Source organism: Citrobacter sp. C6_1 (assembly GCF_014596835.2).
GTDB lineage: Bacteria > Pseudomonadota > Gammaproteobacteria > Enterobacterales > Enterobacteriaceae > Citrobacter > Citrobacter pasteurii.
On record NZ_CP115031.1, the window covers coordinates 1,871,803 to 1,891,497 of the forward strand.

Consider the following 19,695-nt stretch of genomic DNA (forward strand, 5'->3'; position numbering starts at 1 on the left):
GCTTTTTTTTGTCCTGACCATGAGTTAACTGCCCGACTGCGCATCCTGTCATAGTCAATTGCGAAAGGATGATGTCGTGCTTATCTTATTAGGTTACCTGGTTGTTATTGGTACAGTTTTCGGCGGTTACATGATGACCGGCGGACACCTTGGGGCACTCTATCAACCGGCTGAGCTGGTGATCATCGGTGGCGCAGGTATCGGGGCATTTATCGTTGGTAACAACGGTAAAGCCATCAAAGGGACGATGAAAGCGATCCCGTTGCTTTTTCGTCGTTCGAAATATACCAAAGCCATGTATATGGACCTGCTGGCCTTACTCTACCGCCTGATGGCCAAGTCACGTCAGCAAGGCATGTTCTCGCTGGAACGCGATATCGAAAATCCAAAAGAGAGTGAAATTTTCGCCAGCTATCCGCGTATTCTTGCGGATGCAGTGATGCTTGATTTTATTGTCGATTATCTGCGTCTGATCATCAGCGGCAACATGAATACGTTTGAAATTGAAGCGCTGATGGACGAAGAGATTGAGACGCATGAAAGTGAGGCCGAAGTTCCGGCTAACAGTCTTGCGATGGTCGGTGACTCATTACCGGCGTTCGGGATCGTGGCTGCGGTGATGGGGGTTGTACATGCGCTGGCTTCTGCCGATCGTCCCGCTGCTGAACTGGGTGCCCTGATTGCACATGCCATGGTAGGGACATTCCTCGGTATTTTACTGGCCTATGGATTTATTTCCCCACTCGCCAGCGTCCTGCGACAGAAGAGCGCTGAAACAACCAAGATGATGCAGTGTGTGAAGATAACTCTGCTCTCCAATCTGAATGGCTACGCGCCACCGATTGCGGTCGAGTTTGGTCGTAAGACGCTGTATTCCAGCGAGCGTCCTTCGTTTATCGAACTGGAAGAGCATGTTCGTGCGGTGAGGAATCCAGCAGCGCAGCAGACGACCGAGGACGCATGAAAAATCAGGCCCATCCCATTATCGTCGTAAAGCGACGCAAACATAAAAATCACGGTGGTGGGGCGCATGGTTCGTGGAAAATTGCCTACGCCGATTTTATGACCGCGATGATGGCCTTCTTTCTGGTGATGTGGCTTATTTCCATCTCCAGCCCTAAAGAACTGATTCAAATTGCCGAATATTTCCGTACTCCGCTGGCTACTGCGGTGACGGGCGGAAATCGGATCTCGAACAGCCAAAGCCCAATTCCTGGTGGGGGTGATGATTACACCCAGCAGCAGGGGGAAGTGAACAAGCAGCCCAACATTGATGATCTGAGAAAGCGCATGGAGCAAAGCCGTTTGAGCAAGTTACGTGGCGATCTCGATCAACTGATTGAATCTGATCCTAAGCTGCGTGCACTACGCCCACATCTGAAAATTGATTTGGTTCAGGAAGGGCTGCGGATACAGATTATCGACAGTCAGAACCGCCCGATGTTTAAAACCGGAAGCGCAGAGGTTGAACCTTACATGCGTGATATTTTGCGGGCGATTGCGCCGGTGCTGAACGGGATCCCAAACCGTATCAGTCTTTCTGGTCATACGGATGATTATCCCTATGCCAACGGTGAGAAGGGATATAGCAACTGGGAACTGTCTGCCGATCGCGCCAATGCATCGCGTCGCGAGCTGGTCAGCGGTGGACTGGATGATGGAAAAGTATTACGGGTGGTAGGTATGGCCGCCACGATGCGTCTGAGCGATCGCGGTCCTGAGGACGCCATCAACCGCCGTATAAGCCTGCTGGTTCTGAATAAGCAGGCCGAAGAGGCCATTTTGCATGAAAACGCTGAAAGCCAGAATGAGCCGGTAAGTGTCTTACAACAGCCAGTGGCGCTGCCGCCGGCAAGCGTTCCCACATCGCCACCAGCCAATCCGAGGTGATAGCGTGAGCATGGATATTAGCGATTTTTATCAGACATTTTTTGATGAAGCTGACGAACTGTTGGCTGACATGGAGCAACACCTGCTGGATTTGGTGCCTGAAGCCCCGGACTCCGAACAGCTGAATGCCATTTTTCGTGCAGCGCACTCGATTAAGGGCGGGGCGGGCACTTTCGGCTTTACCATTTTGCAGGAAACGACCCATCTGATGGAAAACCTGCTGGATGAAGCGCGGCGTGGCGAGATGCAGCTCAATGCCGACATTATCAACCTGTTTTTGGAAACGAAAGATATTATGCAGGAACAGCTCGACGCCTATAAAAACTCAGAGGAGCCAGATGCCGCCAGCTTTGAGTACATTTGTAATGCGTTACGACAGTTAGCGCTCGAAGCAAAAGGTGAAACCGCGCCCGCGGTGGTCAATAGCGCCAAACTGAGCGTTGTTGATGGCACGGCGATAGCAGAGGAGGTGGGTGCACAAGAAGCCGCCCCTGTCACTGAAGAGATCAAAAAGCGGATCATTCTCTCGCGCCTGAAAGCCAGTGAAGTCGATTTACTGGAAGAGGAACTGGGGAATCTGGCGACCTTAAGCGATGTGGTCAAAGGTGCCGATACGCTGTCGGCAACGATCGACGGTAGCCTTGCCGAAGATGACATTATTGCAGTGCTCTGCTTCGTCATTGAAGCGGATCAGATTGAGTTCGAAACCATCACTGCCGCGCCGACTGCTGCAGAAACGCCAGCCGTCGCAGATGTCGCCGAACCACAGCCGCTGCCGGTTGCTGCACCTGCGCCAGTGGCCAAAGCGACCGCCAACGAAGCGCCGCATGGACGAGCAGAGCGTGAGAAACCTGCCCGGGCCAGCGAATCAACCAGTATCCGCGTGGCGGTTGAGAAAGTCGATCAACTGATTAACCTGGTGGGTGAACTGGTCATCACGCAGTCAATGCTGGCTCAGCGTTCGAACGAACTGGATCCGGTAAACCATGGCGATCTCATCACCAGCATGGGGCAGTTACAACGTAACGCCCGCGATCTGCAAGAGTCGGTGATGTCGATTCGTATGATGCCAATGGAGTATGTTTTTAGCCGCTTCCCGCGTCTGGTGCGCGATCTGGCGGGTAAATTGGGGAAACAGGTTGAACTAACCCAGGTCGGTAGCTCCACCGAACTGGATAAGAGCCTGATCGAACGCATTATCGATCCGTTGACGCACCTGGTGCGTAACAGCCTCGATCACGGTATTGAATTGCCGGAAAAACGCATCGAATCAGGGAAAAGTCCGATTGGTAATCTGACACTTTCTGCCGAACACCAGGGCGGGAATATTTGTATCGAAGTGACCGATGATGGCGCGGGTCTGAACCGCGAACGTATCCTGGCGAAGGCTATTTCCCAGGGGATGCCGATCCACGAAAATATGAGCGATGACGAAGTCGGCATGCTGATCTTCGCCCCGGGATTCTCGACCGCCGAGCAGGTGACGGATGTTTCCGGGCGTGGTGTCGGTATGGACGTGGTGAAACGAAATATCCAGGAGATGGGCGGTCATGTTGAGATCCAGTCGAAACAGGGTCAGGGCACGACCATCCGTATCTTGCTGCCGCTGACGCTGGCTATCCTTGATGGCATGTCTGTACGTGTAGCCGATGAAGTGTTTATCCTGCCGCTGAATGCGGTGATGGAATCTCTGCAACCTCGTGAAGAGGATCTCCATCCGCTGGCCGGGGGAGAGCGTGTTCTGGAAGTGCGTGGTGAGTATCTACCGCTGGTTGAGTTGTGGAAAGTCTTTGAAGTTGAAGGTGCAAAAACCGAAGCAACTCAGGGTATTGTAGTGATTTTACAAAGTGCAGGGCGTCGCTACGCGTTGCTGGTCGATCAGTTAATTGGTCAACACCAGGTGGTGGTAAAAAACCTGGAAAGCAACTACCGCAAAGTGCCAGGCATTTCCGCAGCAACGATCCTCGGCGACGGTAGCGTCGCGCTGATTGTCGATGTCTCTGCATTGCAGGGGTTAAACCGCGAACAACGTGTGGCAATCACAGCCGCCTGATAGAGTAAGAAAGGGAAGAATATGACCGGTATGAGTAATGTAACTAAACTGGCCGGCGAACCGTCAGGTCAGGAATTCCTCGTGTTTACGCTGGGGGATGAAGAGTACGGTATCGATATCCTGAAAGTGCAGGAAATCCGCGGCTACGATCAGGTTACGCGTATTGCCAATACGCCAGCCTTTATTAAAGGCGTGACTAACCTGCGCGGCGTGATTGTGCCGATTGTTGATCTGCGTGTGAAATTCAGCCAGAGCGATGTGGATTACAACGAAAACACCGTGGTGATTGTGCTGAATCTCGGACAACGGGTGGTTGGGATTGTGGTGGATGGCGTATCTGACGTGCTGTCGCTGACGACCGATCAAATCCGACCGGCACCGGAATTCGCGGTTACGCTGTCAACGGAATATCTGACGGGACTGGGCGCGTTGGGAGACCGGATGCTGATTCTGGTCAACATTGAGAAGCTGCTGAACAGCGAAGAAATGGCGCTGCTGGATATTGCCGCTTCCCATGTGGCATAAATCATAAGCATGTTATCCGGCCTACAATGAATGCTGTTGTAGGCCGGATAGGCGTTGCTATCCGGCAGATTTTCCCTTTACGCTTCCCGCTCAACCAGCTCCGATTCTTCTTCCAGCAAACCTTCATCCTGTGCCAGCATCGCCGTTGCAATCCCGTTACCCAACACGTTGATCGCTGAGCGCCCCATATCCAGGAAGTGGTCAATACCCATCAGTAACAAAATTCCGGCAACCGGAATATTAAAGCTTGGAATGGTTGCCGCCAGCACCACCAGCGCTGAACGTGGCACACCGGCTATCCCTTTTGACGCCAGCATCAATGTCAGCATCAGCACGGTAATTTCCGCGAAGGAAAGGTGGATGTTATAAGCCTGTGCGATAAACATAGAGGCGAACGAGCAGTAGACCATGGAACCCACCAGGTTAAACGAATAACCGATAGGCAGTACAAATGACACGATATTGGGCGAGCAACCAAATTTGGTTAATTGCTCCAGCGTTTTCGGATAAGCGGCTTCGGAGCTGCTGGTGGTGAAGGCGACCAGAACCGGGTCTTTGAGCATACTGACCAGGCGGAACACCTCTTTTTTCAGCATCATATAACCCACGGCCAGCAGAACCAGACAGGTCAACAAAATGGCCACATAATAACCACCTATGAACGATGCGTAGTTGAGCAGGATCCCCAGACCCTGGGTGGAGATAACGGAAGAGATGGCGGCAAAAATAGCCAGCGGCGCAACATACATCACGTAGCCGGTCACTTTCAGCATAATGTGGGAGACCACATCCAGCGCGGCAACCAGCGGGGCGTTAAATTTTTCGCCGAGCGAAGCACCACCGATTCCGAAGAACATCGAGAATACAACGATTTGCAGGATCTCATTATTCGCCATCGCTTCGGCGATGCTGGTGGGAATGGTATGCGTCAGAAAACCTTTCAGGCTCATACCACCGACGGCCAGGCCGGTATCAGTGGCTTCCAGCGGGATCGCCAGGTTCAGACCGCTGCCGGGTTGTTCGAGGGAGACCACAAACAGACCGACCAGAATAGACAGAATAGAAGAGCTGATAAACCAGATCATCGCTTTGCCGCCCACGCGCCCGATGGTTGAGGTTTCGCCCAGACGCATAATACCCACGGTCAGGGTACTGAATACTAAAGGCGCAATGACCATCTTAATCAGGCGCAAAAAGATGTCGGTAAGCAGCGTAATATTATCGGCCCAGGCGGTAACGACGCCGGGGGAGGCATAAGAGTGGATCACCGCACCCGACAGGATCCCCGCCAGCATGAAGATCACAATAAACAACGTGAGTTTGTTTGCATTTGCCACTAAAAAGCCCTCAGTAAGGATTTAACATTTATTGTTCGGTTACTCATTTTTTATACTTATTAAGTGGTAACGAAGTATTCATCATATAAATTGAATTAAAGCGTAAGCGGATACAACTTTTTTTAATTTTTTATCCATTTTGTTGTGGTATTTGGTGAATGGTTATGTGATCGGTGTCACACGAAAAGGGGCGGGGAATACAAATAGCGGCAAAATAAGGCGAGTTAAAAATGTTATCTTCATGATAATTATTATGTTTTTATGTAAATGCGTTGTGGTTTCTGTGCCTCCGGTTTTCCCTCCTCCCACCGGGCCTTGCTTTCCTGATGGATTTCCTTTTTGCAAACGTAAAGTTATCTCAGTGAATGCCGATAATGTTGATAACTCGTTTTCAGGAAGGTGCCTTATGTTTAACCGTATCCGCGTTGTCACAATGCTGATGATGGTGCTGGGGGTTTTCGCACTGCTACAGCTTGTTTCCGGTGGTCTGTTGTTTTCTTCATTGCAGCAGAATCAGCAAAGTTTTGTTATTTCTAACGATCTTCGACAGCAGCAAAGCGAACTCACCTCAACATGGGATCTGATGCTGCAAACACGCATCAATTTGAGTCGTTCCTCTGCGCGCATGATGATGGATGCGTCCAACCAGCAAAGCAGCGCGAAAAATGATCTGCTGAAGAATGCGAAAGCGTCGTTGGCGCAAGCCGAAGCGCATTACGCTAATTTCAAAAAAATCACGCCGTTGCCTGATATGACGGATGCCAGCGGTAACGTCGATGAAAAATATCAGCAGTACCATGCGGCCCTGGTGGAGCTTGTCCAGTTCCTTGAAAACGGCAACATGGATGCCTATTTCGCACAGCCAACTCAGGGCATGCAAAATGCCCTCGGCGCAGCGTTAGGTAAATATGCAGATGTTAGCGAGAAACTCTACCGCCAGGCCTTTGATCAAAGCGCAAGCGATTACCATTTTGCCCAATGGCAACTCGGCATTCTGGCTGTAGTGCTGGTACTGATTCTGGTGGTGGTGTGGTATGGCATTCGTCATGCCTTGCTAAACCCTTTGTCTCGCGTCATTGCGCATATCCGTGAAATTGCCAGCGGTAACTTAACCGCAACTCTGGCTGTCAGCGGTCGTAATGAAATTGGCGAGCTGGCCAGCACGGTCGATCATATGCAGCGTTCGCTAACCGAAACGGTAACCCTGGTGCGCGAAGGTTCGGATGCGATTTATTCCGGTACCAGTGAAATTGCCAGCGGTAACACCGATCTTTCATCCCGTACTGAACAACAGGCTTCCGCGCTGGAAGAAACAGCAGCCAGCATGGAACAGTTGACGGCTACCGTGAAGCAAAATGCGGACAATGCGCGTCAGGCTTCTCAACTGGCGAAAAGCGCCTCCGATACCGCGCAACATGGCGGCAAAGTGGTTGATAGCGTGGTGAATACCATGCACGAAATCGCCGATAGTTCGAAGAAAATTGCCGACATTATTAGCGTTATCGATGGTATTGCATTCCAGACAAACATTCTTGCGCTGAATGCGGCGGTGGAAGCTGCGCGTGCCGGTGAACAAGGCCGTGGTTTTGCCGTCGTTGCCGGTGAAGTGCGTAACCTGGCGAGCCGCAGTGCGCAGGCAGCAAAAGAGATTAAAGCGCTAATTGAAGATTCTGTATCGCGGGTTGATACCGGTTCTGTATTGGTAGAAAGCGCCGGGGAAACCATGCATGACATCGTTAATGCAGTCACGCGTGTGACCGACATCATGGGGGAAATCGCCTCGGCATCCGATGAACAAAGTCGAGGGATAGATCAGGTTGCGCTCGCTGTGTCTGAAATGGACCGGGTTACGCAACAAAACGCCTCGTTGGTGCAGGAGTCGGCCGCTGCCGCTGCCGCACTCGAGGAGCAGGCCAGTCGCCTGACCCAGTCGGTGTCGACATTCCGCCTCGCGTCACGTCCTGCATCATCAAAGACGCGAGATACACGACTACCTGCAACAGCGACTCCGGCGTCACAACCGCGCCAGCTAGCCACCGAACAAGATACGCATTGGGAAACATTTTGACTGACAGCTAAACCGCGGCCTGCGCCGCCTGATGGGAGCGTTGATGTTTAATCGTATGCGAATTTCGACCACGCTGTTTTTGATTTTAATCCTCTGCGGCGTTTTGCAGATTGGCAGTAATGGCTTGTCCTTCTGGGCATTTCGGGATGGTTTTCAGAACCTGAACCAGGTCGAACAGAGTAATCAGCAACGCGCTGCGCTGGCGCAAACCCGCGCTGTGTTATTACAGGCCAGTACTGCACTTAATAAAGCAGGCACGCTGACGGCGCTGAGCTATCCGCCAGAGGATATCAAAGCGCTGATGACGATTGCACAGGACAGCCTGGCCCAGTCCGAATCGATATTTAAACGCTTTATGGCGACGACAGAGACGGCAGAAGAGGGGAAGGCGCTGCAAAGCGCAACCGAGAAAAGCTTCAGTCAATGGCATAGCGATCTGGTTCACCAGGCAACCTGGCTGGAAAATAATCAGCTGTCAGATTTTTTGACCGCCCCGGTACAGGCTTCACAGGATGCCTTTGATGCAAACTTTACGGCGTGGCAAAACAACATCAACCAGGTATTGCAAAAAGCAGAGGATCACAGCCAGCGTAGTTACCATATGTCCGGGGTGATTTTCGCCACCATGCTGGTACTGGCGGCGCTATTAACGACCGCAGCGCTGTACTGGTCGCGCAAAATGATTGTACAGCCGCTGGCGATCATCGGTAGCCATTTCGACAGCATTGCGGCGGGTAATCTGGCGCGACCGATAGCGGTATATGGGCGCAATGAGATTTCAGCCATTTTTGCCAGCCTGAAAGCGATGCAACAGGCACTGCGTGAGACGGTCAGTGAGGTACGCCAGGGGAGCTCGGCAATGCATACCGGGATCTCGGAAATCGCGATGGGTAATAACGACCTGTCCTCGCGAACTGAACAGCAGGCGGCATCGCTGGCGCAAACGGCAGCCAGTATGGAACAGCTTACCGCCACCGTGGGGCAAAATGCGGATAACGCGCGACAAGCCTCAGGCATTGCCAAAAGTGCGGCTGACACGGCGCATAAAGGAGGGGAACAGACGGCTAAGGTTGCCAGCACTATGCATGAGATTTCTGCCAGCTCGCAGAAGATAGGTGACATCACCAGTGTGATTGACAGCATCGCCTTCCAGACCAACATCCTGGCGTTAAACGCCGCGGTGGAAGCTGCCCGTGCCGGTGAGCAGGGGCGCGGTTTCGCCGTGGTCGCCGGAGAGGTTCGCAATCTGGCAAGCCGTAGCGCACAGGCAGCGAAAGAAATTAAAGGACTGATCGAAGAGTCCGTCACCCGCGTTCACCAGGGATCGCAGCTGGTGGATATGGCGGCGCGCACGATGACAGAGATTGTTAGCTCGGTTACCCGGGTTAACGACATCATGGGGGAGATTGCCTCGGCCTCCGATGAACAACGCAAAGGCATTGAGCAGGTGGCGCAAGCCGTCAGCCAGATGGATTCTGTCACACAGCAGAACGCCGGGCTGGTTGAAGAAGCGGCAGCCGCCACTGAGCAGTTAGCTACCCAGGCAGATAATCTTTCCGCCTGTGTCGCGTTTTTTAAAATTGAAGAACAAACCGTAACACAACAAGAATTGGCGCAGCCGCAGGTTGTGCCCGTTGTATCCTGAATGTGATTGAGAAGGCGCTATGACATCATCTCTGCCCTCCGGGCAAACGTCATTATTGTTACAGATGACACAGCGCCTCGCGCTGTCTGACGCGCATTTTCGTCGGATATGTCAATTAATCTACCAGCGCGCGGGGATCGTGCTGGCCGACCACAAGCGGGACATGGTCTATAACCGCCTGGTTCGCCGGTTACGTACCCTGGGACTGGATGATTTCGGTCGCTATCTCAGCATGCTGGAAGCTAACCAGAACAGTGCTGAGTGGCAGGCTTTTATTAACTCCCTGACCACCAACCTGACCGCTTTTTTTCGCGAAGGGCATCACTTTCCGGTGCTGTCTGACCACGCCAGTCGACGCAGCGGTGAATATCGCGTCTGGAGCGCGGCAGCGTCTACCGGAGAAGAACCTTACAGTATTGCGATTACGCTGGCCGATACCCTGGGTATGGCGCCGGGTCGCTGGCGTGTTTTTGCCAGCGACATTGATACTGAGGTGTTGGAAAAGGCAAGAAGCGGTATTTACCGTCTTGACGAGCTAAAGACGTTGTCGCCACAACAGCTGCAACGTTATTTCATGCGCGGTACCGGGCCTCATGAAGGGCTGGTGCGCGTACGGCAGGAACTGGCAAGCCATGTTGAGTTTTCCAGCGTGAATTTACTGGACAAAAAATACAACGTGCCAGGCCTGTTCGACGCCATATTCTGTCGTAACGTCATGATCTATTTTGACAAAACGACTCAGCAGGACATTTTGCACCGTTTTGTTCCACTCCTTAAACCTGACGGACTGCTGTTTGCCGGTCATTCAGAAAACTTTAGCAACCTCGTGCGCGAGTTTAGCCTGCGCGGGCAGACGGTGTATGCGCTAGGTAAGGATAAAGCATGAGTAAAATCAGGGTATTGTCGGTTGATGATTCTGCATTGATGCGTCAAATCATGACCGAGATTATTAACAGCCACAGCGATATGGAGATGGTTGCGACAGCGCCTGATCCTTTGGTTGCGCGGGATCTCATCAAAAAATTTAATCCCGACGTTCTGACGCTGGATGTTGAAATGCCGCGCATGGATGGTCTCGATTTTCTTGAAAAGCTGATGCGTCTGCGTCCGATGCCCGTGGTGATGGTCTCTTCGCTGACAGGCAAAGGTTCTGAGGTCACGCTGCGGGCCCTGGAACTGGGGGCGATTGACTTTGTCACCAAACCTCAGCTGGGGATTCGCGAAGGAATGCTGGCATATAGCGAGATGATTGCGGAGAAAATCCGCACTGCATCGCGCGCAAAACTGGCCGCCCACAAACCCACGGCAGCGCCAGCGACCTTGAAGGCGGGGCCGTTACTCAGTTCGGAAAAACTGTTGGTGATTGGTGCCTCAACCGGAGGAACAGAGGCAATTCGTCATGTACTCCAGCCATTGCCGCTTTCAAGTCCCGGTATTCTTATTACCCAGCATATGCCGCCAGGATTTACCCGTTCGTTCGCCGAACGTCTGAACAAACTGTGTCAGATAACTGTGAAAGAGGCTGAAGACGGAGAACGTGTGCTTCCTGGGCATGCGTATATCGCGCCTGGCGACAAGCATATGGAACTGGCGCGTAGCGGGGCGAACTACCAGATCAAAATTCATGATGGCCCGCCGGTTAACCGGCATCGGCCTTCAGTGGATGTGCTGTTCCATTCGGTGGCGAAACATGCGGGGCGCAATGCCGTCGGGGTGATCCTGACCGGTATGGGCAACGATGGGGCCGCCGGAATGTTAGCGATGAACCAGGCTGGTGCCTGGACCATTGCGCAAAATGAAGCAAGTTGTGTGGTGTTCGGCATGCCGCGCGAGGCCATCAATATGGGTGGCGTAAGCGAAGTGGTCGATCTTAGCCAGGTAAGCCAGCAAATGCTGGCGAAAATCAGTGCCGGACAGGCAATACGTATTTGAATCAGGAGTTTATTTTTATGGCGGATAAAGAGCTTAGGTTTTTGGTTGTGGATGACTTTTCCACCATGCGTCGCATTGTGCGTAACCTGCTGAAGGAACTAGGATTTAACAACGTTGAAGAAGCTGAAGATGGCGTGGACGCGTTGAACAAACTGCAGGCAGGGGGATTCGGATTTGTGATTTCCGACTGGAACATGCCTAACATGGACGGTCTTGAACTGCTGAAAACCATTCGTGCTGACGGCAGCATGTCTGCCCTGCCGGTGCTGATGGTGACGGCAGAAGCGAAGAAAGAAAACATTATCGCGGCAGCACAGGCGGGTGCCAGTGGTTATGTTGTAAAACCGTTCACCGCGGCGACGCTGGAAGAAAAACTCAATAAGATCTTTGAGAAACTGGGCATGTGAGGATGTGATGATGATGCAACCACAAATTAAACCTGTTGACGAACACTCAGCAGGGGACATCATTGCGCGCATCGGTAGTTTAACCCGAATGCTGCGCGACAGCCTGCGTGAACTGGGGCTGGATCAGGCCATTGCCGAAGCGGCGGAAGCCATTCCCGACGCGCGCGATCGCCTGGACTACGTTGTACAGATGACTGCACAGGCGGCAGAGCGTGCGCTAAACAGCGTAGAAGCTTCACAGCCGCACCAGGACGCCATGGAAAAAGGGGCAAAAGACCTGACCAAACGCTGGGATGAATGGTTCGAAAATCCGATTGAACTGTCCGATGCCCGTGAACTGGTCACTGATACCCGCCAGTTCCTTGGTGATGTCCCCGGCCATACCAGCTTTACCAATGCCCAATTGCTGGACATCATGATGGCGCAGGATTTCCAGGATCTCACCGGTCAGGTGATCAAGCGCATGATGGATGTTATCCAGGAAATTGAGCGTCAACTGCTGATGGTGCTGCTGGAAAACATTCCGGAGCAGGGCGCTCGTCCAAAACGTGAAAACGAAAGCTTGCTGAACGGTCCGCAGGTTGACACCTCCAAAGCCGGCGTAGTGGCAAGCCAGGATCAGGTTGACGACCTGCTGGATAGCCTCGGTTTCTGATGTGTATTTGCCGGATGCCGAAGGAAACTTCTCATCCGGCTTACATGTTATTCATCGGCAATTGGCGTTAAAGCCATAAATCCCGTCTTTTTTACCGCTTACTCTCCCCATTGTTGCATGGCTGTTCTGGCATTATTCACGCCTATATCTCTATCCAGGGTCTGATGCGTGGCAGAAGAAAGCGACGACGACAAAACAGAAGCCCCCACACCCCACCGACTTGAAAAAGCACGGGAAGAAGGGCAGATACCCCGATCCAAGGAGCTAACCTCACTGCTTATTTTGCTGGTGGGCGTGTGCATTATCTGGATTGGTGGAGAGTCGCTCGCCCGTAGGTTGGCAGGCATGCTGTCAACCGGATTACGCTTTGACCACAGTATGGTCAATGACCCTAACCTGATCCTGAGTCAAATCATTCTGTTGATTAAAGACGCCATGATTGCGTTGTTGCCGCTGATTACCGGGGTTGTGCTGGTGGCATTGATCTCCCCGGTGATGCTTGGCGGCTTGATCTTCAGCGGTAAATCGCTGCAACCCAAATTCTCAAAGCTGAATCCGTTACCGGGTATTAAGCGTATGTTCTCGGCGCAAACCGGGGCGGAGCTGCTCAAAGCCATATTGAAATCCACGTTGGTGGGTAGCGTGGCGGGCTTCTATCTCTGGCATAACTGGCCGGAGATGATGCGCCTGATGGCCGAATCCCCGATTACGGCGATGGGAAATGCGCTGGATTTAGTTGGTATGTGCGCATTACTGGTGGTGCTTGGCGTCATTCCGATGGTGGGATTTGACGTCTTTTTCCAGATTTATAGCCACGTGAAAAAACTGCGGATGTCGCGTCAGGATATCCGTGATGAATTTAAAGAAAGCGAAGGTGACCCGCACGTTAAGGGCAAAATTCGTCAGATGCAGCGTGCGGCCGCACAGCGCCGGATGATGGAGGATGTGCCGAAGGCGGATGTTATTGTGACCAACCCGACGCACTATTCGGTTGCCTTGCAGTACGACGAAAACAAAATGAGCGCGCCAAAAGTTGTGGCTAAAGGGGCCGGGCTGGTGGCATTGCGTATTCGAGAGATTGGCGCGGAGCACCGTGTCCCAACGTTAGAAGCTCCGCCGCTGGCTCGTGCGTTATATCGCCATGCTGAGATCGGTCAGCAAATACCTGGCCAATTGTATGCCGCCGTTGCCGAAGTGTTGGCATGGGTATGGCAGCTAAAACGCTGGCGTCTGGCTGGCGGCACGCCGCCACCACAACCTGGAAACCTTCCGGTGCCTGAAGCGCTGGATTTTATGAACGAGAAGAATACTGATGGCTAATCTGGTCGCGATGCTGCGTCTGCCCGGCAACCTGAAATCCACGCAATGGCAAATTCTTGCCGGGCCGATCCTCATTCTGCTGATCCTGTCGATGATGGTGTTGCCGCTTCCGGCCTTCATCCTCGATTTACTGTTCACCTTTAACATTGCGCTGTCGATCATGGTGCTGTTGGTGGCGATGTTCACTCAGCGCACGCTTGAATTCGCCGCATTCCCAACGATTCTGCTGTTCACCACCTTGCTGCGCCTGGCATTGAACGTCGCGTCAACGCGTATCATTTTGATGGAAGGACATACCGGTGCAGCGGCGGCAGGTAAGGTGGTGGAAGCCTTTGGTCACTTCCTGGTCGGCGGTAACTTTGCCATCGGTATCGTGGTCTTCGTCATTCTCGTCATCATTAACTTTATGGTTATCACCAAAGGTGCGGGACGTATCGCTGAAGTGGGTGCGCGCTTCGTGCTGGATGGGATGCCAGGTAAGCAGATGGCGATTGACGCCGATTTGAATGCGGGATTGATTGGTGAAGATGAAGCCAAAAAACGCCGTTCTGAAGTGACACAGGAAGCCGATTTTTATGGCTCCATGGACGGTGCGAGTAAATTTGTTCGTGGGGATGCCATCGCCGGTATTCTGATCATGGTCATCAACGTGGTGGGCGGCTTGCTGGTTGGGGTATTGCAGCACGGTATGAGCATGGGCAGCGCAGCAGAAAGCTATACTCTGCTGACCATCGGTGACGGGCTGGTAGCTCAGATCCCTGCGTTGGTTATCTCAACGGCGGCGGGGGTTATTGTAACCCGCGTGAGTACCGATCAGGACGTGGGTGAACAGATGGTCACCCAGTTGTTCAGCAACCCAAGCGTAATGCTGCTTAGTGCGGCGGTCCTCGGTTTACTGGGGCTGGTACCGGGAATGCCAAACCTGGTGTTTCTGATGTTTACCGCGGCATTGCTGGGGCTGGCCTGGTGGATGCGCGGACGCGAGCAAAAAGCACCAGAAGAAGCTCAGCCGGTAAAAATGCCGGAAAACAACTCGGTAGTGGAAGCTACGTGGAGTGATGTTCAGCTAGAAGACACGCTGGGAATGGAGGTTGGGTATCGCCTGATTCCGATGGTGGACTTCCAACAGGACGGCGAATTGCTGGGGCGTATTCGCAGCATTCGTAAGAAATTTGCCCAGGATATGGGGTTCCTGCCGCCAGTGGTGCACATTCGCGACAATATGGATCTGCAACCTGCCCGCTATCGTATTCTGATGAAAGGGGTCGAGATTGGTAGTGGAGATGCTTACCCAGGGCGCTGGCTGGCTATCAACCCTGGTACCGCGGCCGGATCGCTGCCAGGGGAGAAAACGGTTGATCCTGCTTTTGGTCTGGATGCTATCTGGATTGAAAGCGCGCTAAAAGAGCAGGCGCAAATTCAGGGCTTCACCGTTGTTGAAGCCAGTACGGTAGTTGCCACACACCTGAACCATCTGATTGGCCAGTTTGCCGCAGAGCTGTTTGGTCGCCAGGAGGCGCAACAGCTGTTGGATCGTGTTTCACAAGAAATGCCAAAACTGACAGAAGATCTGGTGCCGGGTGTGGTCACGCTGACCACACTGCACAAAGTGCTGCAGAACCTGCTGGATGAAAAAGTCCCTATTCGTGATATGCGCACCATTCTTGAAACGTTGGCGGAACATGCCCCGTTACAGACTGATCCGCATGAACTTACCGCAGTGGTGCGTGTGGCGCTTGGACGGGCGATTACTCAACAGTGGTTCCCGGGTAACGAGGAAGTTCAGGTTATCGGACTCGATACACCGCTTGAGCGTCTGTTGTTACAGGCGTTACAGGGCGGTGGGGGCCTTGAACCTGGTCTGGCAGACCGACTGCTGGCACAGACGCAGGAAGCGCTGTCGCGTCAGGAAATGTTGGGTGCGCCGCCAGTATTGCTGGTGAATCATGCGCTGCGACCTCTCCTGGCGCGTTTTTTACGCCGCAGTATTCCGCAGTTGGTGGTGTTGTCGAATATGGAGCTTTCCGATAACCGCCATATCCGTATGACCGCGACCATTGGAGGTAAATAATGCGTAAATTTCTTTGGCTGTTGCTTTTTCCTCTGGCGGTACAGGCCGCCGGGGAAGGAACATGGCAGGCAAGCGGTATGGGGATTACCTTAAATTATCGTGGGGAGTCGGCTTCATCTTCGCCTTTGGTTCCCAGCCAGCCGGTTTCCGGCCTGATGACGCTGGTCGCCTGGCGCTATGAATTAAATGGGCCTACGCCTGCGGGGTTACGTGTGCGCTTATGCTCTCAATCCCGTTGCGTCGAACTGGATGGACAAAGCGGTACCACCAATGGCTTTAATAATGTCCCTGCGATTGAACCCATGCACTTCGTCTGGGAAGTGCCTGGTGGCGGTCGCCTGATCCCTGCCTTGCAGGTTCAGAGCAATCAGGTGATTGTGAACTACCGTTAATTCCCTTCTTTACGTCGGCCAGCAGGCGACACTGCTGGTCACCTCGCAGTTCTGAATGACCATCCCGATCAAAAAGAAACGCCGTTTTATAAAATTAGTGACCTGTGTTATCGGACTCTTTGTGCTATTGCCATTTCGCAAAAACCCCTGGCAGAAACAAAAAGGCTTCCCCTGTGATTAGCTTTTACTGTGACCCGGTAATGATACCCAATGTTGACGAATCACTTTAGGGTAACAACACACAGGATTTTCCGAATCGTAATAAACCTGCCGCGCCGAAACTGGAACAGGGCGCAGCATTGAATTCGACACTGACAGAGGTTAAGGAAATGATTGTTTACCCGGTTAAACACAGTCCATTGTTGCGTCAACCAGAACATTTTATTGCCAGGGATGAATTAAAAACGCTCATTAAAAAGGTGACGCATAACCTGGTCAATATTCATGATGAAACGGGCGAGTTCTTGCTGCGACTGGATGACGGACGTGTTATCGATACCAAAGGCTGGGCCGGATGGGAGTGGACGCACGGCGTCGGCTTGTACGGAATGTATCAGTATTATCAGCAAACTGGCGATGCAACGATGCGCGATATCATCGACGGCTGGTTTGCCGAACGCTTTGCGGAAGGCGCAACCACCAAAAACGTTAACACCATGGCACCGTTTTTAACGCTGGCGTATCGCTATGAAGAGACGCGTAATCCGGCGTATCTGCCGTGGCTTGACAGTTGGGCTGAGTGGGCAATGCATGATATGCCGCGTACTGACTTCGGCGGTATGCAGCACATTACGCTGGCGGAAGAAAATCATCAGCAGATGTGGGATGACACGCTGATGATGACGGTTTTACCGCTGGCGAAAATTGGCAAGTTGCTCAATCGCCCTGAGTATATCGAAGAGGCCACGTATCAGTTTCTGCTGCATGTACAAAATCTGATGGATAAGAAAACGGGGCTGTGGTTCCACGGCTGGAGCTATGTGGGGCAGCATAACTTCGCCAACGCCCGCTGGGCGCGGGGTAATAGTTGGCTTACGATTGTAATCCCGGACTTCCTTGAACTACTGAATTTGCCGGCAAACAACGCCGTGCATCGCTATCTGGTGCAGGTTCTGAATGCGCAAATTGCAGCCCTGGCGGAATGCCAGGATGAAAGTGGGCTGTGGCACACCTTGCTGGACGACCCGCAGTCATATCTGGAAGCATCGGCTACCGCCGGATTTGCTTATGGGATCCTCAAGGCGGTACGTAAACGCTATGTCGGACAAGACTATGCAGCAGTAGCCGAAAAAGCCATCAGAGGTATTGTGCAACATATTTCACCGGAAGGTGAATTGCTGCATACCTCGTTTGGCACCGGCATGGGGCACAATCTCGATTTCTACCACAACATCCCTCTCACCTCTATGCCTTACGGGCAGGCTATGGCAATGCTGTGCCTTACCGAATATTTGCGTAAGTACTATTAATCGTGTCTCCCGCTGATGCTGTACTGACCGGACCTGGTTGTTCTGCGGCATCGGGTTGCCCGGGCGGCGCAAACAGATGATCCATGATTTGGCGCATGACCGGCGCGGCGGTAACCCCGTCGCTGCCGCCGTTTTCCAGAATTAATGCGATGGCGACTTTTGGGTTCTTATACGGCGCAAACGCGGTATAGAATACGTGGTCACGCAGGCGTATGGGGATCATCTTCGCATTGTAAGTCTGGTTTTCTTTCAGGCTAAAGACCTGTGATGTCCCGCTTTTGGCCGCGATGCCATAAGGTGCCGTATGGAAAAATTTATACCCGGTACCGTTTGGTGCATTCGCCATGCCGAACATCGCCTGACGCACCAGTCCCCAATAGGGTGATGAAGCAGAAGCAATTTGTGTGGGTGCTTCGGGAGCCTGATACGGCGTGATGGCTTTCCCGCTCTCTTCATCAAGTAGCAGGTGAGGGGCAATAACCTTGCCGTTGTTAATCAGCGCGACCATGGCTTTTACCATCTGGATCGGCGTGGCAATCCAGTAGCCCTGACCGATGCCAACCGAAATGGTATCTCCCTGATACCAGGCTTTTTTATGCACTTTCTGCTTCCATTCGCGACTCGGGAGCAGGCCGTTATACTCCTCATCAAGATCGATGCCGGTCGGTTTGCCATAGCCAAACTGGCCGAGCATGCTGTTAATCCGGTCAATTCCCATCATATACGCGACCTGATAAAAGAACGTGTCAGCAGACTCTTCAATCGCTTTGGTGACATCCAGCATACCGTGACCCGTTTTTTTCCAGTCGCGGTAATGTCGCTCGGTGCCGGGGAGCGTCCAGGTGGCCGCGCCGAAGAAGCTGGTCTGCGGCGTGATCACACCGTCCAGTAAGGCTGACATCGCCATGTACGGTTTTACCGTTGAGGCAGGAGGATATAACCCCTGGGTGACGCGGTTAATTAATGGCAGGTTTTTATCCTGCAACAGCGTGTTGTAGTCCTGGTAGCTGATGCCTTTGACAAACGGGTTGGGGTCATAGCTGGGATTTGAGACCATTGCCAGCACGGAGCCATCATGGGGATCTTCCACCAACACCGCGGCGCGTTGGCCCACCAGCAGGCTTTCAATGTATTCCTGCAAGTGTAAATCCAGCGTCAGATGGATATCTTTGCCGGCGACAGGGGGGACGTCTTTAATCAAACGTACAATACGCCCGTGATTATCAACTTCCACTTCCTGATAACCCGTTTTGCCGTGCAGATCATTCTCGTAGTAGTGCTCAATGCCTTGTTTACCAATGTTGTGATCGGCGGCGTAGTTCTCTGCCAGCCCTTTTTTATCCAGTGCTTTCAGATCGCTATCGTTGATTTTTGATACGTAGCCAAGTACATGTGCCAGCGCCGCCCCATAAGGATACTGGCGATCTTCGTAGCTATTGATGGTCACACCGCTGAAATGGAACTGATTCACAGAAAAACGGGCAATTTCTACATCGGTTAGCGCATTTTTTAGCACCACCGGGCGATAGCGGCTACTGGCCTTCAGCTCATGGCGAAACTGGTCAATATCATCTGGCGTGAGGTCAACAATCGGTGTGAGTTGCTTCAGCAGGGCGTCCATATCGCTGATTTTATAAGGCGTAACAGAAATGTCGTACCAGGTGACATTTCGTACCAGCGGGATACCGTTGCGATCATAAATGATACCGCGCGTTGGGGCGACGGGCAGCATTTTGATGTCGTTTGCATCCGATCGGGTGGTGTAATACTGGTGTTGACGGATTTGTAAGTTATAGAGGTTATAAATCAGGATGCCAAAACAGATGACCACCAGGCCAAAGGCCACTATCACTCGTCGCTGGAAAAGTTTTTCTTCCGCCTCAAAATCTCTGAATGTCATTGACCCATACCCGATTAATTCGCCGCCTAAT

Annotated in this window: 16 protein-coding genes; 14 read left to right on the plus strand and 2 right to left on the minus strand. The window is 52.6% G+C overall.

Annotated features, from left to right (window positions below; all coding sequences use genetic code 11):
- Positions 1 to 76 precede the first annotated feature (76 nt).
- From motA to cheW, 4 genes are read left to right on the plus strand one after another with little or no spacing between them, the layout of a single operon-like run.
- Positions 77 to 964, plus strand: a complete 888-nt coding sequence (gene motA, locus IB196_RS09140; RefSeq protein WP_005127691.1) for a flagellar motor stator protein MotA — start codon at positions 77 to 79, stop codon at positions 962 to 964.
- A complete protein-coding gene (gene motB, locus IB196_RS09145) occupies positions 961 to 1,890 on the plus strand; it encodes a flagellar motor protein MotB (protein WP_005127690.1) in 930 nt (309 codons plus the stop codon). Before motA ends, motB begins: the two co-directional genes overlap by 4 nt.
- A gap of 4 nt (positions 1,891 to 1,894) precedes the next feature.
- On the plus strand, positions 1,895 to 3,943 hold the full coding sequence (cheA, locus tag IB196_RS09150; RefSeq protein WP_040232412.1) for a chemotaxis protein CheA: 2,049 nt from the start codon (positions 1,895 to 1,897) through the stop codon (positions 3,941 to 3,943).
- A gap of 21 nt (positions 3,944 to 3,964) precedes the next feature.
- Positions 3,965 to 4,468, plus strand: coding sequence for a chemotaxis protein CheW (cheW, locus tag IB196_RS09155; protein WP_003034638.1), 504 nt, complete (start codon positions 3,965 to 3,967; stop codon positions 4,466 to 4,468).
- Positions 4,469 to 4,545: 77 nt separating this feature from the next.
- On the opposite strand, the gene IB196_RS09160 is transcribed toward cheW, so the two are convergent.
- Positions 4,546 to 5,805 carry a dicarboxylate/amino acid:cation symporter gene (locus tag IB196_RS09160; RefSeq protein ID WP_005127687.1) on the minus strand — a complete coding sequence of 420 codons (1,260 nt, stop codon included), beginning with the start codon at positions 5,803 to 5,805 and terminating at the stop codon, positions 4,546 to 4,548.
- A gap of 406 nt (positions 5,806 to 6,211) precedes the next feature.
- Between IB196_RS09160 and tar the strand changes: the two genes are divergently transcribed.
- From tar to IB196_RS09210, 10 genes are all read left to right on the plus strand, one after another.
- On the plus strand, positions 6,212 to 7,873 hold the full coding sequence (tar, locus tag IB196_RS09165) for a methyl-accepting chemotaxis protein II (protein ID WP_005127686.1): 1,662 nt from the start codon (positions 6,212 to 6,214) through the stop codon (positions 7,871 to 7,873).
- Between the two features lie 43 nt (positions 7,874 to 7,916).
- Positions 7,917 to 9,518, plus strand: coding sequence for a methyl-accepting chemotaxis protein IV (tap, locus tag IB196_RS09170; RefSeq protein ID WP_040232411.1), 1,602 nt, complete (start codon positions 7,917 to 7,919; stop codon positions 9,516 to 9,518).
- A 19-nt stretch (positions 9,519 to 9,537) separates the two neighbouring features.
- On the plus strand, positions 9,538 to 10,404 hold the full coding sequence (gene cheR, locus IB196_RS09175; protein ID WP_188231693.1) for a protein-glutamate O-methyltransferase CheR: 867 nt from the start codon (positions 9,538 to 9,540) through the stop codon (positions 10,402 to 10,404).
- Positions 10,401 to 11,450, plus strand: coding sequence for a chemotaxis response regulator protein-glutamate methylesterase (locus tag IB196_RS09180; protein WP_005127683.1), 1,050 nt, complete (start codon positions 10,401 to 10,403; stop codon positions 11,448 to 11,450). Before cheR ends, IB196_RS09180 begins: the two co-directional genes overlap by 4 nt.
- A gap of 17 nt (positions 11,451 to 11,467) precedes the next feature.
- Entirely contained in the window at positions 11,468 to 11,857 is a 390-nt protein-coding gene (gene cheY / locus IB196_RS09185; protein ID WP_005127682.1) for a chemotaxis response regulator CheY, read from the plus strand.
- Between the two features lie 10 nt (positions 11,858 to 11,867).
- Complete coding sequence (gene cheZ, locus IB196_RS09190) at positions 11,868 to 12,512, plus strand: protein phosphatase CheZ (RefSeq protein ID WP_040232409.1); 645 nt, start codon at positions 11,868 to 11,870, stop codon at positions 12,510 to 12,512.
- Between the two features lie 168 nt (positions 12,513 to 12,680).
- Complete coding sequence (gene flhB, locus IB196_RS09195; RefSeq protein ID WP_005127680.1) at positions 12,681 to 13,832, plus strand: flagellar biosynthesis protein FlhB; 1,152 nt, start codon at positions 12,681 to 12,683, stop codon at positions 13,830 to 13,832.
- Complete coding sequence (gene flhA, locus IB196_RS09200) at positions 13,825 to 15,903, plus strand: flagellar biosynthesis protein FlhA (protein ID WP_005127679.1); 2,079 nt, start codon at positions 13,825 to 13,827, stop codon at positions 15,901 to 15,903. Before flhB ends, flhA begins: the two co-directional genes overlap by 8 nt.
- Positions 15,903 to 16,295 carry a flagellar protein FlhE gene (flhe, locus tag IB196_RS09205; protein ID WP_005127678.1) on the plus strand — a complete coding sequence of 131 codons (393 nt, stop codon included), beginning with the start codon at positions 15,903 to 15,905 and terminating at the stop codon, positions 16,293 to 16,295. The genes flhA and flhe overlap by 1 nt, the downstream gene beginning before the upstream one ends.
- A gap of 329 nt (positions 16,296 to 16,624) precedes the next feature.
- Positions 16,625 to 17,764, plus strand: coding sequence for a glycoside hydrolase family 105 protein (locus IB196_RS09210; protein ID WP_005127676.1), 1,140 nt, complete (start codon positions 16,625 to 16,627; stop codon positions 17,762 to 17,764).
- Here the strand turns inward: IB196_RS09210 and mrdA are convergent.
- The gene (gene mrdA, locus IB196_RS09215) at positions 17,736 to 19,664 is read right to left on the minus strand and encodes a penicillin-binding protein 2 (protein ID WP_005127675.1); all 1,929 of its coding nucleotides are present in this window, start codon (positions 19,662 to 19,664) and stop codon (positions 17,736 to 17,738) included. The genes IB196_RS09210 and mrdA overlap by 29 nt on opposite strands.
- Positions 19,665 to 19,695 lie beyond the last annotated feature (31 nt).